This window comes from Paenibacillus plantarum (assembly GCF_013141695.1).
GTDB lineage: Bacteria > Bacillota > Bacilli > Paenibacillales > NBRC-103111 > Paenibacillus_E > Paenibacillus_E plantarum.
Map to the genome: position 1 here is coordinate 51,976 of NZ_WHNY01000083.1, position 17,283 is coordinate 69,258.

Consider the following 17,283-nt stretch of genomic DNA (forward strand, 5'->3'; position numbering starts at 1 on the left):
CAAATTTTACCCCTTCACTGCACCTGACGCAATGCCGTCTACAAAATGGCGCTGAGCCATAAAGAAGATAATTAACGAAGGAACAATGGATACGAGTGACATCGCCAGCAATTGACCCCAAGGCAAGGCAGATTGACTGTCTACAAACAATTTGAGTGCCAGCCCAACCGTGTATTTATCTACTGAGTTGATATACAACAAGTGACCGAAGAAATCATCCCAGTTCCATAGGAAACAGTAGATCGCTACCGTGACTAGTGCAGGCTTGGTGAGTGGCAAGATGATGCGCCAGTAAATGCCGAACCAGCTGCAGCCATCAATTTTGGCCGATTCGTCCAGATCCTTCGGAAGTCCGCGAATGAACTGAATGAGCAGGAAAATAAAGAACGGTCCACCAATACCGCCAGCTAGGGCATGTGGAACATAGAACGGCAGATACGTATTAATCCAGCCGAATGTATTGAACATGATATACTGCGGTACTAACGTTACCTGACTAGGCAGCATCAGCGTGACCATCAGGATAGAGAACCAAAAATTTTTGAGCGGAAAGTCAAGTCGGGCAAAGCCGAAAGCGACGAGACTGCAAGAAAGCACCGATGTAATTAGCACGCCTGCGATAAGCTCGAAAGAATTAATATAGAAGTGCGTGAACGTAAATTTCGGAAGCGCAACCCAGCCGTCGGTGAAGTTGCTCCACAACCATACCTTCGGGAACAAATTAGGCGAGCTCATCTCATCATTGGATTTGAATGCGGCTCCAACCCACCACAAGATGGGATAGACCATAACGATACTGAATAGGGTTAAAAAAATATGGGAGCCGAGAGTCCGGCGCTGCGTGAGTGTCATTTCTTACGGCCTCCTTCAGTCTCATAGAATACCCAGTAACGGGATGATGCGAAGATCAAGGCAGTTGCGATGCCGATAATCACAAGCAGTATCCAGGCTAATGCCGAAGCGTAGCCCATATCATAGCGGGCGAAAGCTCTTTCGTACAAATACAGCGCATACATATACGTAGAGTTGATCGGACCGCCTTTTGTAATAATGAATGCCTGCGTGAACATTTGGAACGAGCCAATCGTCTGCAGCACCAGATTAAACAGCAAGACCGGAGAAAGCATGGGCAGCGTAATGTTGAAAAATTGTCTGAGCTTCGACGCGCCATCGACAGAAGAAGCCTCATAGAGCTCCGATGGAATTTGTTTGAGCCCCGCAAGGAAAATAACCATCGAAGAGCCGAACTGCCACGCCACCAGGATAATTAATGTGCCCAGAGCCGTACCTGGGCTGCTGATCCAACTGATCCCCTCGATCCCAAAAATGCTTAAAAACTTATTGATAAATCCGTCGATTCCGAAAATGTTTTTCCATAGAACCGCGACGGCGATACTGCTTCCGATTAGAGATGGCAAATAAATAAATGTACGGTAAATGGAAATTCCCTTTATGTTCTTGTTGAGCAGCATAGCGACCAACAGGGCAGTCACCAGCTTGATTGGCACGGAGATGACAACGAACAACAGCGTGACTGTGAGAGACTGTCTGAACGTTTCATCGTCGGCGAAGATGCGTTCATAGTTTCTCAAGCCGATCCAATCGGGAGCGTCCAGCAACGTAAATTTGGTAAAGGAATAATAAACCGATCGGATCATCGGCCATAAGGTTAAGAGCAAGAAGCCAAGCAGCCATGGGGAGATGAACAAATACCCTGCTACAGGCGATTCCCAGCGGCCCTTCCAATGAAAGGCGGCGAACCGCTTTTGAGCCTGTTTACTGGCATTTGTCGTAGGTTGTGTACGCATATTGGGGCTCACCCTTTTCTAATAGTAATTTCATCTATCATCAGTATAAAAGAGCCTTCTCCCCAAGAAAATGAGAGGATTGAACACAACTTCATCCCTATCGAACACAACCCAGACAGAAAAACCTCCTAGCCTATTCTGCTGAGGAGGTTAATTCTATATTCATTCATTGCCCGTCAATCAACGATCATTTCCCTAACATCGGCTCACCTACAATGCTTCTATCCCCTTGCACGTAGATCCGAAGGGCTTTCGTATCTTTAACGTTTAGCTCAATCTCTGTGATTTTACCTGACTTCACTTTCAGCTCTTTCACTGTAACATTATGTTCATCCACGACCTTTACCTGCAAATCATCGTTAGTCAAGGTATCTGCCGCCCATATCCTAGCCTTAAATTTATCGTATTGGAAATCCGTGGTGACCTCCATATTGACCGAACGACTTCCTCCAGTCACATACCCGTAGTTCAGCGTAGTTCCGTCTGCGGTCGTTAACTCCTCTGGTGTCCTACTTGCTAAGCGATAGGTTGCATTCCCATTGTAAACAAATTCCGGTGATGCTTTGATGTAGCTGATGGAATTCTGAGCCATATTGCCAGTTACTTCACCTAAGTAGGCAGTTTCAGTTTGAGGGTCCCAGGTAACTTGTATCCCTGCAGCTTCGGCCACTGCCCGCATTGGTAAATAAGTGGAACCTCTATAGGTAATCGGTACAAGCTTCGTGCCATCGTCCTTGTCCGTCGGTTCGAAGGGTTGCCCATTCAACATAACCTTGATACCTGTGTTCAAAAAAACTTTAATTTCCGTTAATGAACCTGCCCCTAAACTCTGCTGTGTCAAAAAAAGAGTGAACATAACGGCTAGTGTGGAAATGACGATGCTTTTGTTTCGCAAACGTTTTTTCATCTATGATTCCTCCTTCGCTTCATTACGGAATGACAATCAATGTCGCAGACATCGCTGGCAGTTTCACGGATAGGCCTTGGCTTGTTCCTTGAACGGTTCCTGCTGGGGCAAGACGCTTCTGTGCATCAAAACGGTACACAGATGCTGCAGCATTCAGCGATAAATCCGACTCCAGCTTGGCTTCACGTGGGGCTGTGTCTTTATTGAACAGCAACACGTATTGCTTGCCATCCGGCGATACAATGGTATAAGCGCCTATCGTATTCAGGTTGGAGCTCGTTGCGCTGACAACCTCGCCTTCAATGCGGCTGCCTTGTCCGTCATAATCCAAGTACAACTTGAACGCGTCTTCTAGTGGCGTATTGCCAAGAAGCGCTCCCCAACGCATCGCATAATCGACGCCTTCGCGGGCGAATAAGGCAAGCGCCTCCGCTTGCGCAAGTCCGCTGCCGATGCCTGTTCCGTCTCCGAAGTTATATTCGGAAATGGATAGCTTCATCCCCGGCGAGTTGCGGGCAATGAGTTCATGCATCCGAGGTATCAGGTTCACGGGCTCTTGAATCCAAGAGGATGGATCGGTGAAGCTCGGATCATACAACGACTTCAAGGAATCAAAGCGGCGTTTCCGCATGAGTTTGGATTCATCGCTTGAGAATGCTACGTTATTTTCAGCCGGGTAATAGTGAATATCGAGCGTGTCGACCAAACGTTGGCCGGTTTGCAAGCGATAGTCCTCTACTTTGCCCAAAAACCACTCCAGATAAGGCTTGTTGTTATGGTCCTCCATATCCTTGCCAGGTGAACAACCGTCCTTCGCCGAGTAGAAATACTCGCACCATCCCCACGGTACCGGTCCGAAAATATTCGCCTCTGGATCTGCCTGTTTGATCGCCTGAGCATAGCCTTGCGTATAATTCCAAACCTCATCATAAGTTGTCATTTGCGGGTGAACATCCCAATGGGAATGCGGCCACAACATAGGCTCATTATCGAGCGCATAGTTGTGCACGTAAGAACCAAACTGCTGCTGGATATGCTGAACCCATCCCCTCACGAAATCATAGCTGACCTGCTTGGATGTATCTGTAGGATTGTTGCCTGTCAGATAACTTCCATCCTTATTCCTGCCATTTCCTGCATCCTTGCGACACCAGGCCTCATGCCAATCGCACTCGTTGCCTTGCTGCTGACCATACTTATCAATCGAGAAGCTCCAGCTCGTTTTTCGATCCTTCGGCGTCCAACCGATTGTCGGCACCTGCAGTAAGACCTCTGTGCCAGTGTTTTTGGAATCCTGAATGAACCGGTCTGACAAGGAACCGTTCGGCAGCTTCGAAGGGTCCGTGTTATCGTTGGCGATATTCAGGAAGTACCAGTCGCCGCCACGGTTGGTCGTGTCGATTTCCCAGTTATAACGGGTCATCGCATTTCCGCCCCAGCGTTTGACCGGAACATTCATCGTGGAATGCCCTTCTGAAGGGGAATCCTCGAAATTCACGCCAAAGATGCCAGGACTTAAAGCTCGATGCCCTTTCGTTGAGTCTATGGTGACTTGGACGGTTGGGAGCTCTGGATCAGGCAAACTAACGACCGATGTGGTCTTCAGCATGCTAATGTCATCAAAATAGACCAATCCTTGATCATGCTCACCCCATGCTGACACGACAACACCATCGAACGTGAGATCACGGATACCAAGATCAGCAAATTTCAGCTTAACCTCCGTCCATTGATTCGCCGGCACGCCTTCTGGCAGCACACTGTCGAGATTAAGCTCCCCGACGAAACTTCGATCGTCCATCAAGTTAACGTGCAGCTTCTGTCCCCCTGTGGAGCCGCCATGGATTTTCAACGATAACCCAGCGTAATGATTGAGATCCATCTTCGTATTGCGATGCATCCAAATACCGTCATACCCTTGAGCTAGAAACGAAATGGACTTGGTTCCCGAAGCAGTTGGCTGTACATTGTCAAAGTTGTTCGTTCCCCAACTCCATGTATCATAGCCCTCAGCCAATCCATCTCGATATATCGCCTCGGGTGTGACTGGAACGACCTGCACGTACATGGAAGCCGATGCTGTGCCATAAACAGCCGTTAGCTTCGCTAGGCCGCTTCCTGTAGCCGTCAAAACGCCTTTATCTACAGCGATGATACTAGGATCACTCGTAGTCCAAGTCGCTCGGTCGCTCACATCAGCGCTTGTGTTATTGGAATAACGAGCCTCATAGGTAAGCTTGGCATTGTCGCCAGGAGCTAGCACCATCCCATATTGAGATAGGACGCCTTCAACCAATTCCGGAGGTGCGACATACTTCTCCAGTAAGCGGATATCATCCAGATAGATGGTACCTTGCTCTCCGCTACTTAAACCACTAAACAGCAAACCGTCAAATAGTTGCTCTTTCATTTGCAGTTCTGGCAGCTGAATCTGTACCTTCGTCCAGCCATTGGCAGGAATTTTACCGCCTTCGATCAGACTGCCAATATCCACCTTCGCCGCAGCTTGACCGCCAGCGTTGAATACGAGCTCCAGCTGTTGTGCGCCGGCGTCTCCCCCGTTAATCCAAAATTCGAGGCGGTCGTAATCCTTCACTTGAACTGCTCCATTGCCCTTATATAGATATAAGCCGCCTTGACCGCTTGGGTTGAAGGAGATCGCTTTTGAACCCGTGTGAACGACAGAAGATTCAGCGAGATTATGCGTTGCCCAGCTGTAATCCTGAAAGGCATCATTCAGCCCTTCCTCATAAATGTTCATTGCCGCTTGGCCGTCCTGAACGGGAGGAGGCGCAATCTCCGAGATCCGCACTGTCGCCTCTGCGCGCGCTGTTCCATACACCACAGACAGCACCGAGGATCCAGCCTTCAGCGCTTGAACGGTGCCGTTAGCCACCGATGCCACGGTGGGATCCGACGAGCTCCACACCGCACCTTGTGTCAAAGGAGCCGAAGTACCATTGGAATAAGCTGCTTGAACCGCGATGTTCCCCGTTTGACCCGTGAGCAAATTCAGACGGGATGGCGTTACAGAAATACCGGTGAGCACGGCTGTATCCTCCGTCTCTACGACACGGCCTGATAATGCAATATCATCGATGTACACCTCTGGCTGCTGACCCGCAGTCGTACCGCGAATGAGAATGCCATCGAATAGGCCGTTCGGTATGGCCAGCTTATCCAGTTCGATTGTCACCTTCTGCCAAGTACCTGCCTGAAAATGAGATTCGTTCAACGGGATGGAAGCGACCTGTTCTCCTCCAGCATTTAGGACAATCTCTAGCTTCTGAGCACTTGCAAGCCCACCGTTCAACCACAGTTCCAACACAGGGTAATCAGACACTCGAAGGATACGGTCATTATACAAATACAGCCCATCGTCATGATTTGGTTTCATGCGAATGGATTTGCTGCCTGTATGAACCGTCTTTTTCTCTGATAAGCTATGATTAGCCCAGCTGTAATCCGCGAAGGAACTCCGAAGCTTATCGTCAAATACCGTGAATTTATCCGGTATACTTGCAGCTTCTGCCGATGGCAGCCCCCCTAAATCGCCAGCTGAATTTGAACCAGCCAAAACAAGTGCTATAGCCAAAGTCAGCCTCATGGCAGCAGCCTTTTTGAATCTACGTTGTTTCACCTTTCTACCTCCTTGTACTGGATAACATTGCTAATAATGGGATCATGCTTTCTCACACTAATCCCATTCATTATCAACAATATCGCTAGGCAGAGGATAGGGACTTAGCGCCTGTATTTCCCCTGACCACGTCATGAAATGCATCATAACTCGTCACGATTTCCGCTATGACTTGTCATAACGTTCCCTGTGTCTTGCTATGCTGCTTGCCGCGCTATGATATACTATCCACATACCTATTATCGAAGGAGATCCGATCTTTGAACGTGCTATACAAGGAACAAACCGCCCACCATGACATCTCCATTTATGACACCAACACCTTTTCAGATGAAAAAGGGAGCTTCCGCGTCTTGGAGTTTTCCAATCAGGCCATGCAAGGTGCGATGGATTTGGATCATCCAGATCGTATCCTATTCGAATATCCACGAGCCATGATTCATCTCATGCAGATTAATACCCCCAACTTTGAACGTGTATTCCTTATCGGTCACGGGATCGGCACGATCGCTTCCCACCTGAAGGAGAAACGCTTCACCGTTGCGGAGTTGGATGAACATGTCGTAGCACTAAGCAGGCGCTACTTCGGGTACAACCAGGACAACGTGCATATCGGTGATGGCAGGCAGCTTCTAAGCAACGAGCCTCCACGTACGTATGATTACATCCTCGTTGATGCTTTTACCGACAAGGGCACACCGCTGTCATTAACGTCATTAACCTTTTTCCAACTCGCTCACAGCAAGCTCGACGAGGACGGCGCTATTCTTCTGAACCTAATGGGTAAAGGTGAGCATGACCCGCTCCTCGCCGCCATTCACACAACACTTCGTGAAGTGTTTAACCACGTTAAAGCATTCGCCCTGCCCTCTGAGGGACGCCGCGATCTGCAGAATATGATCCTTATTGGTCAAAATAAGCCGATCATCTGCCACATGCGCCATATGGCCGGCTTCGTCGAAATAGAGCCAGGCTATGGGCATATCCTGATGGATGAAGCTTAATTTCCTTTTTTTATTCACCTGGGGGAGTTGTTTGCTTCCTATCGTTTATAATAAAATGTAAATAGAAAAAAAGTTCAATAGAAAAGGTGTCATTCATGAGCATATTAAATGTAGAACGACTTAGTCACGGATTTGGGGATCGCGCGATCTTCAACGATGTATCCTTCCGCCTGTTGAAAGGCGAGCACATCGGACTTATTGGCGCAAATGGTGAAGGGAAATCGACCTTCATGAACATCATTACCGGCAAGCTGCAACCTGACGATGGGAAAGTCGAATGGTCCAAGCGCATGCGCGTTGGTTACCTCGATCAACATGCGGTACTTAGCAAAGGCATGACGATGCGCGACGTGTTGAAAGGTGCTTTCCAGTATCTCTTCGATATGGAACAAGAAATGAACGATATGTATGGCCGTATGGGCGACGTTTCACCTGAAGAGCTTGAGCGCTTGCTCGAGGATGTAGGAACGATTCAAGATACGTTAACGAATCAGGATTTCTACATGATCGATGCCAAAATCGAAGAAACGGCCCGCGGTCTGGGTCTGACAGATATCGGCTTAGATAAAGACGTCAATGATTTGAGCGGTGGACAGCGTACGAAGGTATTGTTGGCGAAGCTTCTCTTAGAAAAGCCAGACATCCTGCTCCTCGATGAGCCTACGAACTATTTGGATGAGCAGCATATCGAATGGTTGAAACGCTATTTGAACGAATATGAGAATGCCTTTATCCTCATCTCACATGACATTCCGTTCCTAAACAGTGTAATCAACTTGATCTACCACATGGAAAATCAAGCCTTGAACCGCTATGTGGGTGACTACGATCATTTCCTAGAAGTTCACGAAATGAGAAAATCCCAGCTGGAGTCCGCATACAAGCGCCAACAGCAGGAAATTTCAGAGTTGAAGGACTTCGTTCAACGTAACAAAGCGAGCGTGGCCACACGGAATATGGCGATGTCCAGACAGAAGAAGCTCGACAAGATGGAAGTTATTGAAATTGCCAAAGAAAAACCGAAGCCACAGTTCAACTTCAAAGAAGGCCGCACAGCCGGCAAGCTCATCTTTGAAGCGACAGATCTGGTTATCGGTTACGACTCACCGTTATCCCGTCCGCTTAACCTGCGCATGGAACGTGGGCAGAAAATTGCCCTCGTCGGTGCCAACGGGATCGGGAAGACGACGTTGCTGCGCAGCATTTTAGGCGAAATACCTGCATTGTCAGGTTCCGTGCATAAAGGGGAAAACCAACAAGTTGGCTATTTCCAACAGGAAATTAAAGAGTCCAACAACAATACATGTATTGATGAAGTGTGGAACGAGTTCCCTTCGCTCAACCAATTCGAAGTGCGCGCGGCGCTTGCTCGCTGTGGACTAACGACGAAGCATATCGAAAGCAAGATTGTCGTGCTCAGCGGTGGTGAGAAAGCGAAGGTCCGTCTATGTAAGCTGATCAACCGTGAAACCAACTTGCTCGTGCTCGATGAGCCGACAAACCATTTGGATGTCGATGCGAAGGAAGAACTGAAGCGTGCACTGAAAGCGTACAAAGGCAGCATTATCCTGATCTCCCATGAACCGGACTTCTATCGCGATGTCGTGACAGAGACTTGGAACTGTGAGTCGTGGACGACGAAAGTATTCTAATCCACACGTAACTTGAAGAGCTTACCCCATTTACGTTGGGGTAAGTTCCTTTATTTCAAGGCAGGTTCTGGAAAATAGGTTGACCCCATCTTACGTAGCATGTTACAATTAAGCGATCTTAGGTCCGTAGCTCAATGGCAGAGCAACCGGCTCTTAACCGGTAGGTTGTGGGTTCGACCCCCACCGGGCCTATAACGAATCCCCCTCGATCTTCATCGGATCGCAGGGGGATTTTCTTATACGCCGGTGTAACTGGACAAACTGCCTTCGAGATGATACATTATGTATCAATAACAGGATTCGTCCTCCTCATCTCTGACCTGCCCGATGCTCCGGAACGCATCCGAATGAAGCCACGGAAAGCGAGGAACCGTATGCTTGTTGTTCGATCCATGTTTAAGAGCAAACGGCTGGTATTGCTGCTCATTCTCTGCTTTTTCGACGCACTATTCACCGATATCGGCTTGCAGCTAGCCCTCATTCAAGAGGCCAATCCGTTCATCCGCCATCTCTACGAATGGCACATCATCGCGTATTATCTCGTGAAACTCATATTCCCTCTCGCACTAATGCTCATATATCCCTATATTCGCCAGAAATTGTGGGTGCAGCCCTGCCTAACCCTCACTGTTATCGTTTATGCAGCCGTCAATGTGTATCATTTCGTCTGGCTTTCTTATGGGCTTACGTATGTCGCTGGTTCTGCCTAGCTACCTTATCGTATGAACACATACAGGCAATATTTCTGCAACACCGTCAATCCAACGGGATTTCAGACGATGTTGGTGGCGTCTGTAGGTTGGAGGAACACGTACACCGTGCACAGCACAGTTGTAGTAACTGGAAAACCTGCAGTTATTTACGAGAAATTTCTTCGAAAACTCGATTTAGCTGTAAAATATGCAGTTAAAACCGCCAGTTTTGTTCATATTGATTAAAATGGTTAAAATTAACTGTAGGTTCTCCATCTATTGAGCGATTGATCGGAAAACCCCGAAATATAACAGTATAAAATCCATCTATTTGCATGGAGCACCGTTTACGAAACTTCCAACCAGCATGCCTTATGGCGAAAAAATAGAGGCCTGATGTACGTCTACCGTCTACTCGGTATCAACGTCAACATCAGGCCTTTTCGTCTGCATTTATTTAATGAGCTTCACTTAACACGATGATAGGATTGTTGCCCTGTCCAAGAATTGCATCGATCTCATGCTGAATTCGCTTCAGAATGTGTAAGGCTTCCTGTGGATGGGTGCCATTCTCCAGCTCCTTCTCCATAGCGAGCACCTCCGTCACCAGCGCATCTGCGTAGAAATTCACAGCGATCCCTTTCAGGGTGTGGATCTTTCTTTTAACAGCAACAAGCTCCCCGCCATCTATAAATGGGATCAACTGATCATAGAAGTGATGATAATCCTGCTTAAATTTCTCCATCATATACTGGAAAATATGCAGCTTCTGATCGATATTCTGCAGCAATTGCTCCACACCAACGCCTGGGTATTGGTTCAACAAGCTCAATTGATTCCATTTCCCTAACATATCTGTCAGCTGCCGTTCCGTAATTGGTTTAATAAGCAAATCATTCATGCCGAGCTTCAGCAGCTGCATGCGATCCTGCATAAGCATATTCGCCGTGAGTGCTACGATCGGCACGAGATTCAAATATTTGCGCTGTCTCAGCTTCTGGGTAGCCTCATAGCCATCCATCTCTGGCATATGTACATCCATGAGAATCAGCTTCCATGGCTGGCTGTCAGCTAATTCTAAAGCTTCGAGGCCATTCTGTGCGATCACCGTGTGATAGCCCAATTGCTTCAATTGCTCAGAGATGACGAGCTGATTGATCTCATTGTCCTCAACCACGAGAATGTTCCCTTTGGACTCCGTTGCCTGCTCCGCTTCCGTGTGAGTCATGGGAGTAGTTTCCGATGCAACCGTGCGGACCTCCCTCTGAGCTAGCCCCTCGATCGCCAGCTTCAGATTCGATCTACTTACAGGCTTCACGAGCACAACATCCGCTTGCAAAGCCTCTGGCAACTCCGACATCCATTCTCTGCCATCCAGTGTCGTATAAGCGATTATCTTCGTACGTGAACGGTCAATAGGTGCGATCACTCGCTCTAACCCATCCTGGTACTCGAGATCTTCCATTTGCATATCGAGAAGCACATAATCAATAGGCGAGTCGTTCCACGCATCCTTTTCTAACGCAGCTACTAGTTCCGACGCTGTCGCTACGCGATCTGTCTTCAAGTGCATCGCCTCGAGTAATTCCGCGATATGCTTAGCAACAAGAGGATGATCTTCGGCAATCCGAATTCGCTGACTCTGACAAGAATTAAGCTTTGTCTGTACGTTAGCAGGCTGCACTTCCTCTTCGGCATGGGCTTTCCCTAGCACTAAGTTAAAATAGAATCGGCTGCCTTGACCTAGAGTCGATTCAACTTGCAGGACACCGCCCATAGACTGTACTAAATGTTGGCAGATGACGAGCCCTAAGCCTGTCCCCCCATATCGCCGACTCATCGACGTATCTGCTTGCGAGAACGGAACGAAGAGCTTCGAGAGCTGCTCCTTAGAGATTCCGATGCCCGTATCCTCCATGGAAAACGAGAGTAAATAATCCTCATCTGATCTTTCCTCTAGAGCAACTTTCAATCGCAAATAGCCCCTCTTGGTAAACTTAATGGCATTATTCGTTAGATTAATGAGCACTTGCTCTAACCGAAACGGATCACCACTGACGCGATCAGGCAGGTCCTCCGACGTTTCGAGTATAATCTCGATTCGGTTTTTGCCTAGCGATACACTCGTAAGATCGGCCACCTTTTGGAGTGATGCCTCCAGAGAGAAATCTACCGTTTCTAGTGACATTTTACCCGCTTCAAGTTTCGAGAAGTCAAGAATATCATTAATCGTAGCCAACAGAACGTTAGAGGATGAATCAATTTTGCTTAAATAATCCTGCTGAATGGTCGTTAGCTCTGTCCTTTGTAAAAGCAAAGACAAACCGATGATCCCGTTGAGCGGCGTACGTATTTCATGACTCATCCTAGCTAAGAACTGACTCTTAGCCCTGTTAGACTGATCGGCTTCTTCCCGCTTCTTCAGATCCGTAATATCGTGGACTGTTCCCGTTACACCATCGATGTCCTTCTCACATTCCGTGAATAGAGGCGACAACGTCACATTGTAGGCATGCTCGGACCCATCCGGATGCAGGAGGTGAATACCGAACTGTTGCGTTTTTCGCTCCAGAATGGTTTGCTCGAACCCTATTTCCCATGTTTCTGGCTCGTCCATTTGGACCAATTCTGTTAGCAGCTTTCCTTTCACCTGGTCGGCATCCAATTGATACGTCAGATACATCTTACTGTTGGACGAAGCAATGGTACCATCCAATCGAAATCGAAATATGAAATCTTCCGAGTTTTCTACCAAGGTCCGATACTGTTCATCCCTAGTTCTTGCTTTAATTAATGCAGCGCGTTGCTCCGTAACATCACAAGCAGAAGCGATCAATTCAATCACGTGACCATATTTATAGATGGGCTGTAGACTGACTAGGATTGTAAAACCGTTATAGTCATACTCATAATTGACTCGTTCGCCCTGCCATGCCTTTTCGTAATATTGTTGGATACGAGCCATAAAAGATTCGTTAAATACATTCACTTCACTGATTTTCTTGCCAATAAATTGGCTGGGTTTCAGACCTAACATCTCCAGCAGCTGTCCTTCAATAACGATATACACGAATTCATCGCGGTGTTTATGCAGCTTAAACGTGAATCCCGGTTGAAACCGCAGCATGTCCAGCAACTCTTCCTCAACCTGTCGAATCTGCCCTTTATATTCCCGATTTCGAAGCAAATACCGCATGAAGCAAGCGATTACAAAAACACACATGAACTGATAACTGACGTATTTCAAGATAACATCCAGCGATGTCCCGAATACGAGCCATATCATGGCATAATAAAAGACAAAAAAGAACGTAGACGCATACAGCCATCTCATCCAATACGTTTTTACTTGGGCAAAAATGATGCCAGTTCCAGTAATCGCTCCGAGGCCAATGAACAAAAGCGGTAACGAAATCGCACCTTCCACGACAAATCTAGCTATCCACACACTAGCAAACGTAATGAATAGAGAAACCATTCCTCCCATATAGGCAGCTAGCAGCAGACCGACACCACGGAAATTCAAACTCACCTGTGGCGCCATTTGAATACTGAAATTCATCAAGATGACCACAAGCGCACCATGTGCCAATCCGATATAGACTTTATGTAACCAGGTTGGCTTCTGATCCAGCTTCATGACAAGGAAGAAATGTTCCACAACTACGACAAAGACCGTTATTAACGCAAAATTGACAATCAAATCACGCAACAGAACAATCACCAACCCGTTTCTGACTCTAGTGCGGATACGCTTCTAACTTATCCTTCATCATTCTATCATTTCGGTTAGGCTAGTTGATACAACATTTCTTCAATATGTCTAACTTCCACTGGTTTGCTAAAATAATAGCCTTGAACGAAGCGGCAGCCATACTCGCGCAGCACCTGCAATTCTTCTTCGGTTTCAACGCCTTCTGCGACGACAGAGAGGTTCAACTGCTTCGCCATGGAGAGCATAGTACTCACAATAATTGCGTTCACTTGGCCGTGTTGTAACCCTTTAATAAAAGATTGATCTATCTTTATTTTATCCACCGGGAGGTCACGCAGGTAGCCAAGCGAGCTATAACCTGTTCCGAAATCATCCATGGCAATACGCAGACCCAGCTCTTTGAGTTTCCCTATTGTATCCGCGGCTAGTCTCGCATCCACACTTAGGCTTTCTGTAATTTCAATCTCTAAGTACTTGGGCTCTAAGCCGGTTTCCTCCAAAATTTTTGCTATGATTCCACTTAAGCGACAATCATTGAACTGCTTGCGTGATAAATTAACAGCTACAAACATCGGTGGCAAGCCCGAAAGCTGCCATTTTCGGTTTTGTCTGCATGCTTCTCGCAGCACCCACTCCCCAATATCGTGGATAAGCCCGCTTTCTTCGGCAATCGAAATAAATTCCGAAGGCGGAACAAAGCCGACATCAACATTGTCCCAGCGTAGTAGACACTCCATCCCGACAACACAACTCGTACTAATATCAACAACAGGCTGATAGACAAGATTAAATTCTTCTTTCGAGATGGCATGTCGAAGATGCGCTTCAATATCCATCCGTCTCTGCAGCAAAGCGCCATTAATTAACGGAGCACCCGGCTGCAAACTATCCATGTAACCGTCTGTGTGCGTGGTTGCAGGATATACGCCTTTAACGCCATTTTGAACGGCAAGCTTGCAACGTTCGAGGAAGTAGGTGACTACCCCTCCTCCCTCCAAACCCGAAACCAACATCTCTTTATGGAAATAATCGACTGCACCAAAACGCATCGCTTGGATCGTTTGAGCCGAGCCTTCTGATGTCAGTGTACTTAATATGATTACAGGAATAGGGCTATGGTCCATGATTAATTGAAGTGCCGAAAGTCCCAGTAAATCAGGTAAGTCCATATCAATGAGGATCAAGTCCGGCCTGTCACGAAACACACATGCTAGTGCTGCACTGCCATCTGCTACAACCTCTGACAGTATAAGCTGTTCATCCTGCTTTAATATGGTCGCAATGACCCCCTGTGTTCGTTCCAACCTACTCACTAGTAGTACTCCATGCCTGCCTATCAGACTCATTTCCCCGCCACCTCTTCAAGCCATTCTTACTTATACTACCAGTATACTTTCCACTTATTAGGTTACTTACTTAAATCCTATGAATTTCACACCTTCTTTTCGCTAATATTTTACTAACATTTTTTTGAATTTCCTAGATGAAAACGGTTTACTCTTAAAATTCGACAGCGTATAATAGAATTATTAGCTAAATATTAGCAATTTCACTCACCTCATCACTTTTACGAATTTCAAATTAGAAAACTATGCGTTAGGGGGAACTTCTAATGGACAGAGTTCTATTAATTGAGGACGATGATATTATCGGTGAGATGATCTGCATGTATCTGAAGGAGGAAGATTTCTTAGTTCTCAGGTGCCACAATGGACAGGAGGGTCTAACGGCCTTACACAATTTCCAACCCGATCTGATTCTACTTGATCTTATTCTTCCAGACTTTGAAGGTACAGAGCTATGCAATTCCTTACGAGGGCTAACACCTGTTCCGATTATTATCATCTCCTCTAATTCCAAAGTCAGCGAGAAAATCGAAGCCTTTACCGTTGGTGCCGATGATTATTTATGCAAACCATTCAGTATGCATGAAATGAAGGCACGCATCCAAGTCCTATTACGCCGCTTCAAAAAGGAACTACCCGCTGAGCAGCAACTTGCTACTCCTACCCCGATTCGCCAACGGATTACCGTTCCCGCCATGGAGCTCCAAATTAATTTAGAGAAACGAACCTTGCACGTACGAGGTGAATCGATCGAAATGACCTTCTCTGAGTTTGAGCTCATTCGATTGCTAGTTGAACATCCTGAACGGGTATACCGTCGCGAGGACCTGATCAATGCTTTACGCGGATTCGACTCCTACATAAATGAACGGGCGATCGATGTACATATTACGAATTTGCGCAGGAAAATCGAGATCAATCCCAAAGAGCCAAAATATATTAAGACCGTATGGGGCGTAGGCTATAAATTTGTTATCTAAGCCAATTACATGTTGACCTGATCCAAGAGTGGATTGGGTCTTATTTTTTTGTATTCATTATTAAAATTAGTAAAAAATGGGTTGACTTTCCAGTTCCGTACCTTTATCATTTAAATTCTGAACCGCTGCCGTAAGCGGTAATTATAACTATGTAACTTACAGGTGAGGTATTCGAATGCACAATGATAAGTACATGAGGAAGCTAGATACGCTAGGTCAAGAAAAGAACGAATTATCCGATTTGTTAGCCGACAGCACAGAGCACGCTGAGCATGGAACGGAAGATCATCTAGTCGCTCTGAAAAAGCCTGTCTGGGCTGCAGAAATTCCGAACCATCTCGATATCATTCATGTGGGGGAAAATCATATACATATCTTGAGCTCCTCACTAGAAACCCTCCATGTCATACCCAACGGCATCCTCGATCTGAATCATCAATTCAACTTACGAAAAGCTCCTAACCAAAGGCAGATCGCACTGTGTATCAAATGGCTGTCTTGTCGCTTGCCGCCTACCTTACAGACTTTCGCTTGTATCGGCAGAGGACTTCATGCCCTGCAACACTCAGCCATTGAGCTTGAACAGGATCGCTATTGCTTACGCGAAGATTTTCTTCTATTTGCGCAGCAATTGGCCCTTCAAGAGAATCATACCTTTGCTGCTAATTCCCCTTCGAAACCCTTGTGGGTGCAGGAGGTTATCGCCTTGCATTGTGTTATTCTAGCGGGATTGTTCAAATCAGGCGCCTCTAAGTTCATGCCGCACACGTTGGAATCCAATTCCTTAACAGGGCTAATCTAAGTAAATTCAACACGGGAATATGCGTTGCTAAAGTCACTTGTCAGGGTGGCTTTTATTTTGTATATTTAATTAGGGTGACTAAATAAAATGACACATCCTTTACAAAGCCATTTAGGCTATTGGATTAAGCAAATCTATCGAGATTTCAACCTTCTCTATGATCAGAAGCTAGCCGTGTATGGATTGACGGCTTCACAGGTGAATGTTCTTGAAATACTGTGGACATTCGGGGATGGACTTACGCAGAAAGTGTTGCATGAGAAGCTGAAGATCCGTCCGGCCTCCTTGACCAATCTGATCGACACGCTCGTTGCAGGGGGCTGGGTTTTACGCAAGTCTGATGATCTGGACGCACGGGTGAAGCACGTCTATCTAACGGAATCTGGGCATGCCCACCGCGCCATTTGCATAGCCATGATCACCGAACTTGAGCAGCATCTTAGGCAAAGCTTAGCACCAGAGGAAGCGTCCCTCCTTCTTGTTTGGATGAAGAAGATCCACGCACATCTTCCGAAGGATTCTTAATAGACCCCAATCTGCGATAGAACCAGCCTTAAAAGAGGTCGTTTATTGGGAATGACCTCGTTTAAGGCATTTAATTAACCAGGTATTTCTCCGCCCTACTGTTTAGGTAGGCTAAATATAAGCGGGAATTATTACAGCTAATTATTAGTTATCTATAATGGGGGGAGGGGAATGAAGATGAAAGTTCAACAAGTTGTTACAGGTGTTTTTTT

12 protein-coding genes and 1 tRNA gene are annotated in these 17,283 nt (G+C 46.6%); 7 read left to right on the top strand and 6 right to left on the bottom strand.

The window, feature by feature from the left end; genetic code table 11:
* Window positions 1–6: 6 nt before the first annotated feature.
* The 4 genes from GC096_RS34380 to GC096_RS34395 all read right to left on the bottom strand — a co-directional run bounded on the left by GC096_RS34380 (window position 7) and on the right by GC096_RS34395 (window position 6,355).
* On the bottom strand, window positions 7–852 hold the full coding sequence (locus tag GC096_RS34380; RefSeq protein ID WP_171637012.1) for a carbohydrate ABC transporter permease: 846 nt from the start codon (window positions 850–852) through the stop codon (window positions 7–9).
* Entirely contained in the window at window positions 849–1,808 is a 960-nt protein-coding gene (locus tag GC096_RS34385) for a carbohydrate ABC transporter permease (protein ID WP_171637014.1), read from the bottom strand. The genes GC096_RS34380 and GC096_RS34385 overlap by 4 nt, the downstream gene beginning before the upstream one ends.
* A gap of 187 nt (window positions 1,809–1,995) precedes the next feature.
* The gene (locus tag GC096_RS34390) at window positions 1,996–2,715 is read right to left on the bottom strand and encodes a stalk domain-containing protein (protein WP_171637016.1); all 720 of its coding nucleotides are present in this window, start codon (window positions 2,713–2,715) and stop codon (window positions 1,996–1,998) included.
* Between the two features lie 22 nt (window positions 2,716–2,737).
* On the bottom strand, window positions 2,738–6,355 hold the full coding sequence (locus tag GC096_RS34395) for a glycoside hydrolase family 44 protein (RefSeq protein WP_171637018.1): 3,618 nt from the start codon (window positions 6,353–6,355) through the stop codon (window positions 2,738–2,740).
* Window positions 6,356–6,615: 260 nt separating this feature from the next.
* Here GC096_RS34395 and GC096_RS34400 point away from each other — a divergent pair, with 260 nt between their 5' ends.
* The 4 genes from GC096_RS34400 to GC096_RS34415 all read left to right on the top strand — a co-directional run bounded on the left by GC096_RS34400 (window position 6,616) and on the right by GC096_RS34415 (window position 9,721).
* Window positions 6,616–7,359, top strand: a complete 744-nt coding sequence (locus GC096_RS34400; protein ID WP_246303172.1) for a spermidine synthase — start codon at window positions 6,616–6,618, stop codon at window positions 7,357–7,359.
* Between the two features lie 95 nt (window positions 7,360–7,454).
* A complete protein-coding gene (locus GC096_RS34405; RefSeq protein ID WP_171637022.1) occupies window positions 7,455–9,011 on the top strand; it encodes an ABC-F family ATP-binding cassette domain-containing protein in 1,557 nt (518 codons plus the stop codon).
* Window positions 9,012–9,131: 120 nt separating this feature from the next.
* Window positions 9,132–9,203 (top strand) — tRNA-Lys (locus GC096_RS34410).
* 155 nt (window positions 9,204–9,358) lie between these two features.
* Window positions 9,359–9,721, top strand: a complete 363-nt coding sequence (locus GC096_RS34415) for a DUF5658 family protein (protein ID WP_171637024.1) — start codon at window positions 9,359–9,361, stop codon at window positions 9,719–9,721.
* Window positions 9,722–10,160: 439 nt separating this feature from the next.
* On the opposite strand, the gene GC096_RS34420 is transcribed toward GC096_RS34415, so the two are convergent.
* Both GC096_RS34420 and GC096_RS34425 read right to left on the bottom strand, forming a co-directional pair.
* The gene (locus GC096_RS34420; RefSeq protein ID WP_171637026.1) at window positions 10,161–13,415 is read right to left on the bottom strand and encodes a response regulator; all 3,255 of its coding nucleotides are present in this window, start codon (window positions 13,413–13,415) and stop codon (window positions 10,161–10,163) included.
* A gap of 77 nt (window positions 13,416–13,492) precedes the next feature.
* Window positions 13,493–14,731: a GGDEF/EAL domain-containing response regulator gene (locus GC096_RS34425; protein WP_171637028.1), complete on the bottom strand. Its 1,239-nt coding sequence runs from the start codon at window positions 14,729–14,731 to the stop codon at window positions 13,493–13,495.
* Window positions 14,732–15,030: 299 nt separating this feature from the next.
* Here GC096_RS34425 and GC096_RS34430 point away from each other — a divergent pair, with 299 nt between their 5' ends.
* The 3 genes from GC096_RS34430 to GC096_RS34440 all read left to right on the top strand — a co-directional run bounded on the left by GC096_RS34430 (window position 15,031) and on the right by GC096_RS34440 (window position 17,071).
* Complete coding sequence (locus tag GC096_RS34430) at window positions 15,031–15,744, top strand: response regulator transcription factor (protein ID WP_171637030.1); 714 nt, start codon at window positions 15,031–15,033, stop codon at window positions 15,742–15,744.
* A 175-nt stretch (window positions 15,745–15,919) separates the two neighbouring features.
* Complete coding sequence (locus GC096_RS34435) at window positions 15,920–16,546, top strand: hypothetical protein (RefSeq protein ID WP_171637032.1); 627 nt, start codon at window positions 15,920–15,922, stop codon at window positions 16,544–16,546.
* Window positions 16,547–16,633: 87 nt separating this feature from the next.
* Window positions 16,634–17,071, top strand: a complete 438-nt coding sequence (locus tag GC096_RS34440; protein WP_171637034.1) for a MarR family winged helix-turn-helix transcriptional regulator — start codon at window positions 16,634–16,636, stop codon at window positions 17,069–17,071.
* The last annotated feature ends 212 nt before the right edge of the window (window positions 17,072–17,283 follow it).

Excerpts from the sequence above, each read along its gene's own strand:
- GC096_RS34380 (WP_171637012.1), bottom strand. The coding sequence starts at position 852 with ATGACACTCACGCAGCGCCGGACTCTCGGCTCCCATATTTTTTTAACC.
- GC096_RS34385 (WP_171637014.1), bottom strand. The coding sequence starts at position 1,808 with ATGCGTACACAACCTACGACAAATGCCAGTAAACAGGCTCAAAAGCGG.
- GC096_RS34390 (WP_171637016.1), bottom strand. The coding sequence starts at position 2,715 with ATGAAAAAACGTTTGCGAAACAAAAGCATCGTCATTTCCACACTAGCC.
- GC096_RS34405 (WP_171637022.1), top strand. The coding sequence starts at position 7,455 with ATGAGCATATTAAATGTAGAACGACTTAGTCACGGATTTGGGGATCGC.
- GC096_RS34415 (WP_171637024.1), top strand. The coding sequence starts at position 9,359 with ATGAAGCCACGGAAAGCGAGGAACCGTATGCTTGTTGTTCGATCCATG.
- GC096_RS34430 (WP_171637030.1), top strand. The coding sequence starts at position 15,031 with ATGGACAGAGTTCTATTAATTGAGGACGATGATATTATCGGTGAGATG.
- GC096_RS34435 (WP_171637032.1), top strand. The coding sequence starts at position 15,920 with ATGCACAATGATAAGTACATGAGGAAGCTAGATACGCTAGGTCAAGAA.
- GC096_RS34440 (WP_171637034.1), top strand. The coding sequence starts at position 16,634 with ATGACACATCCTTTACAAAGCCATTTAGGCTATTGGATTAAGCAAATC.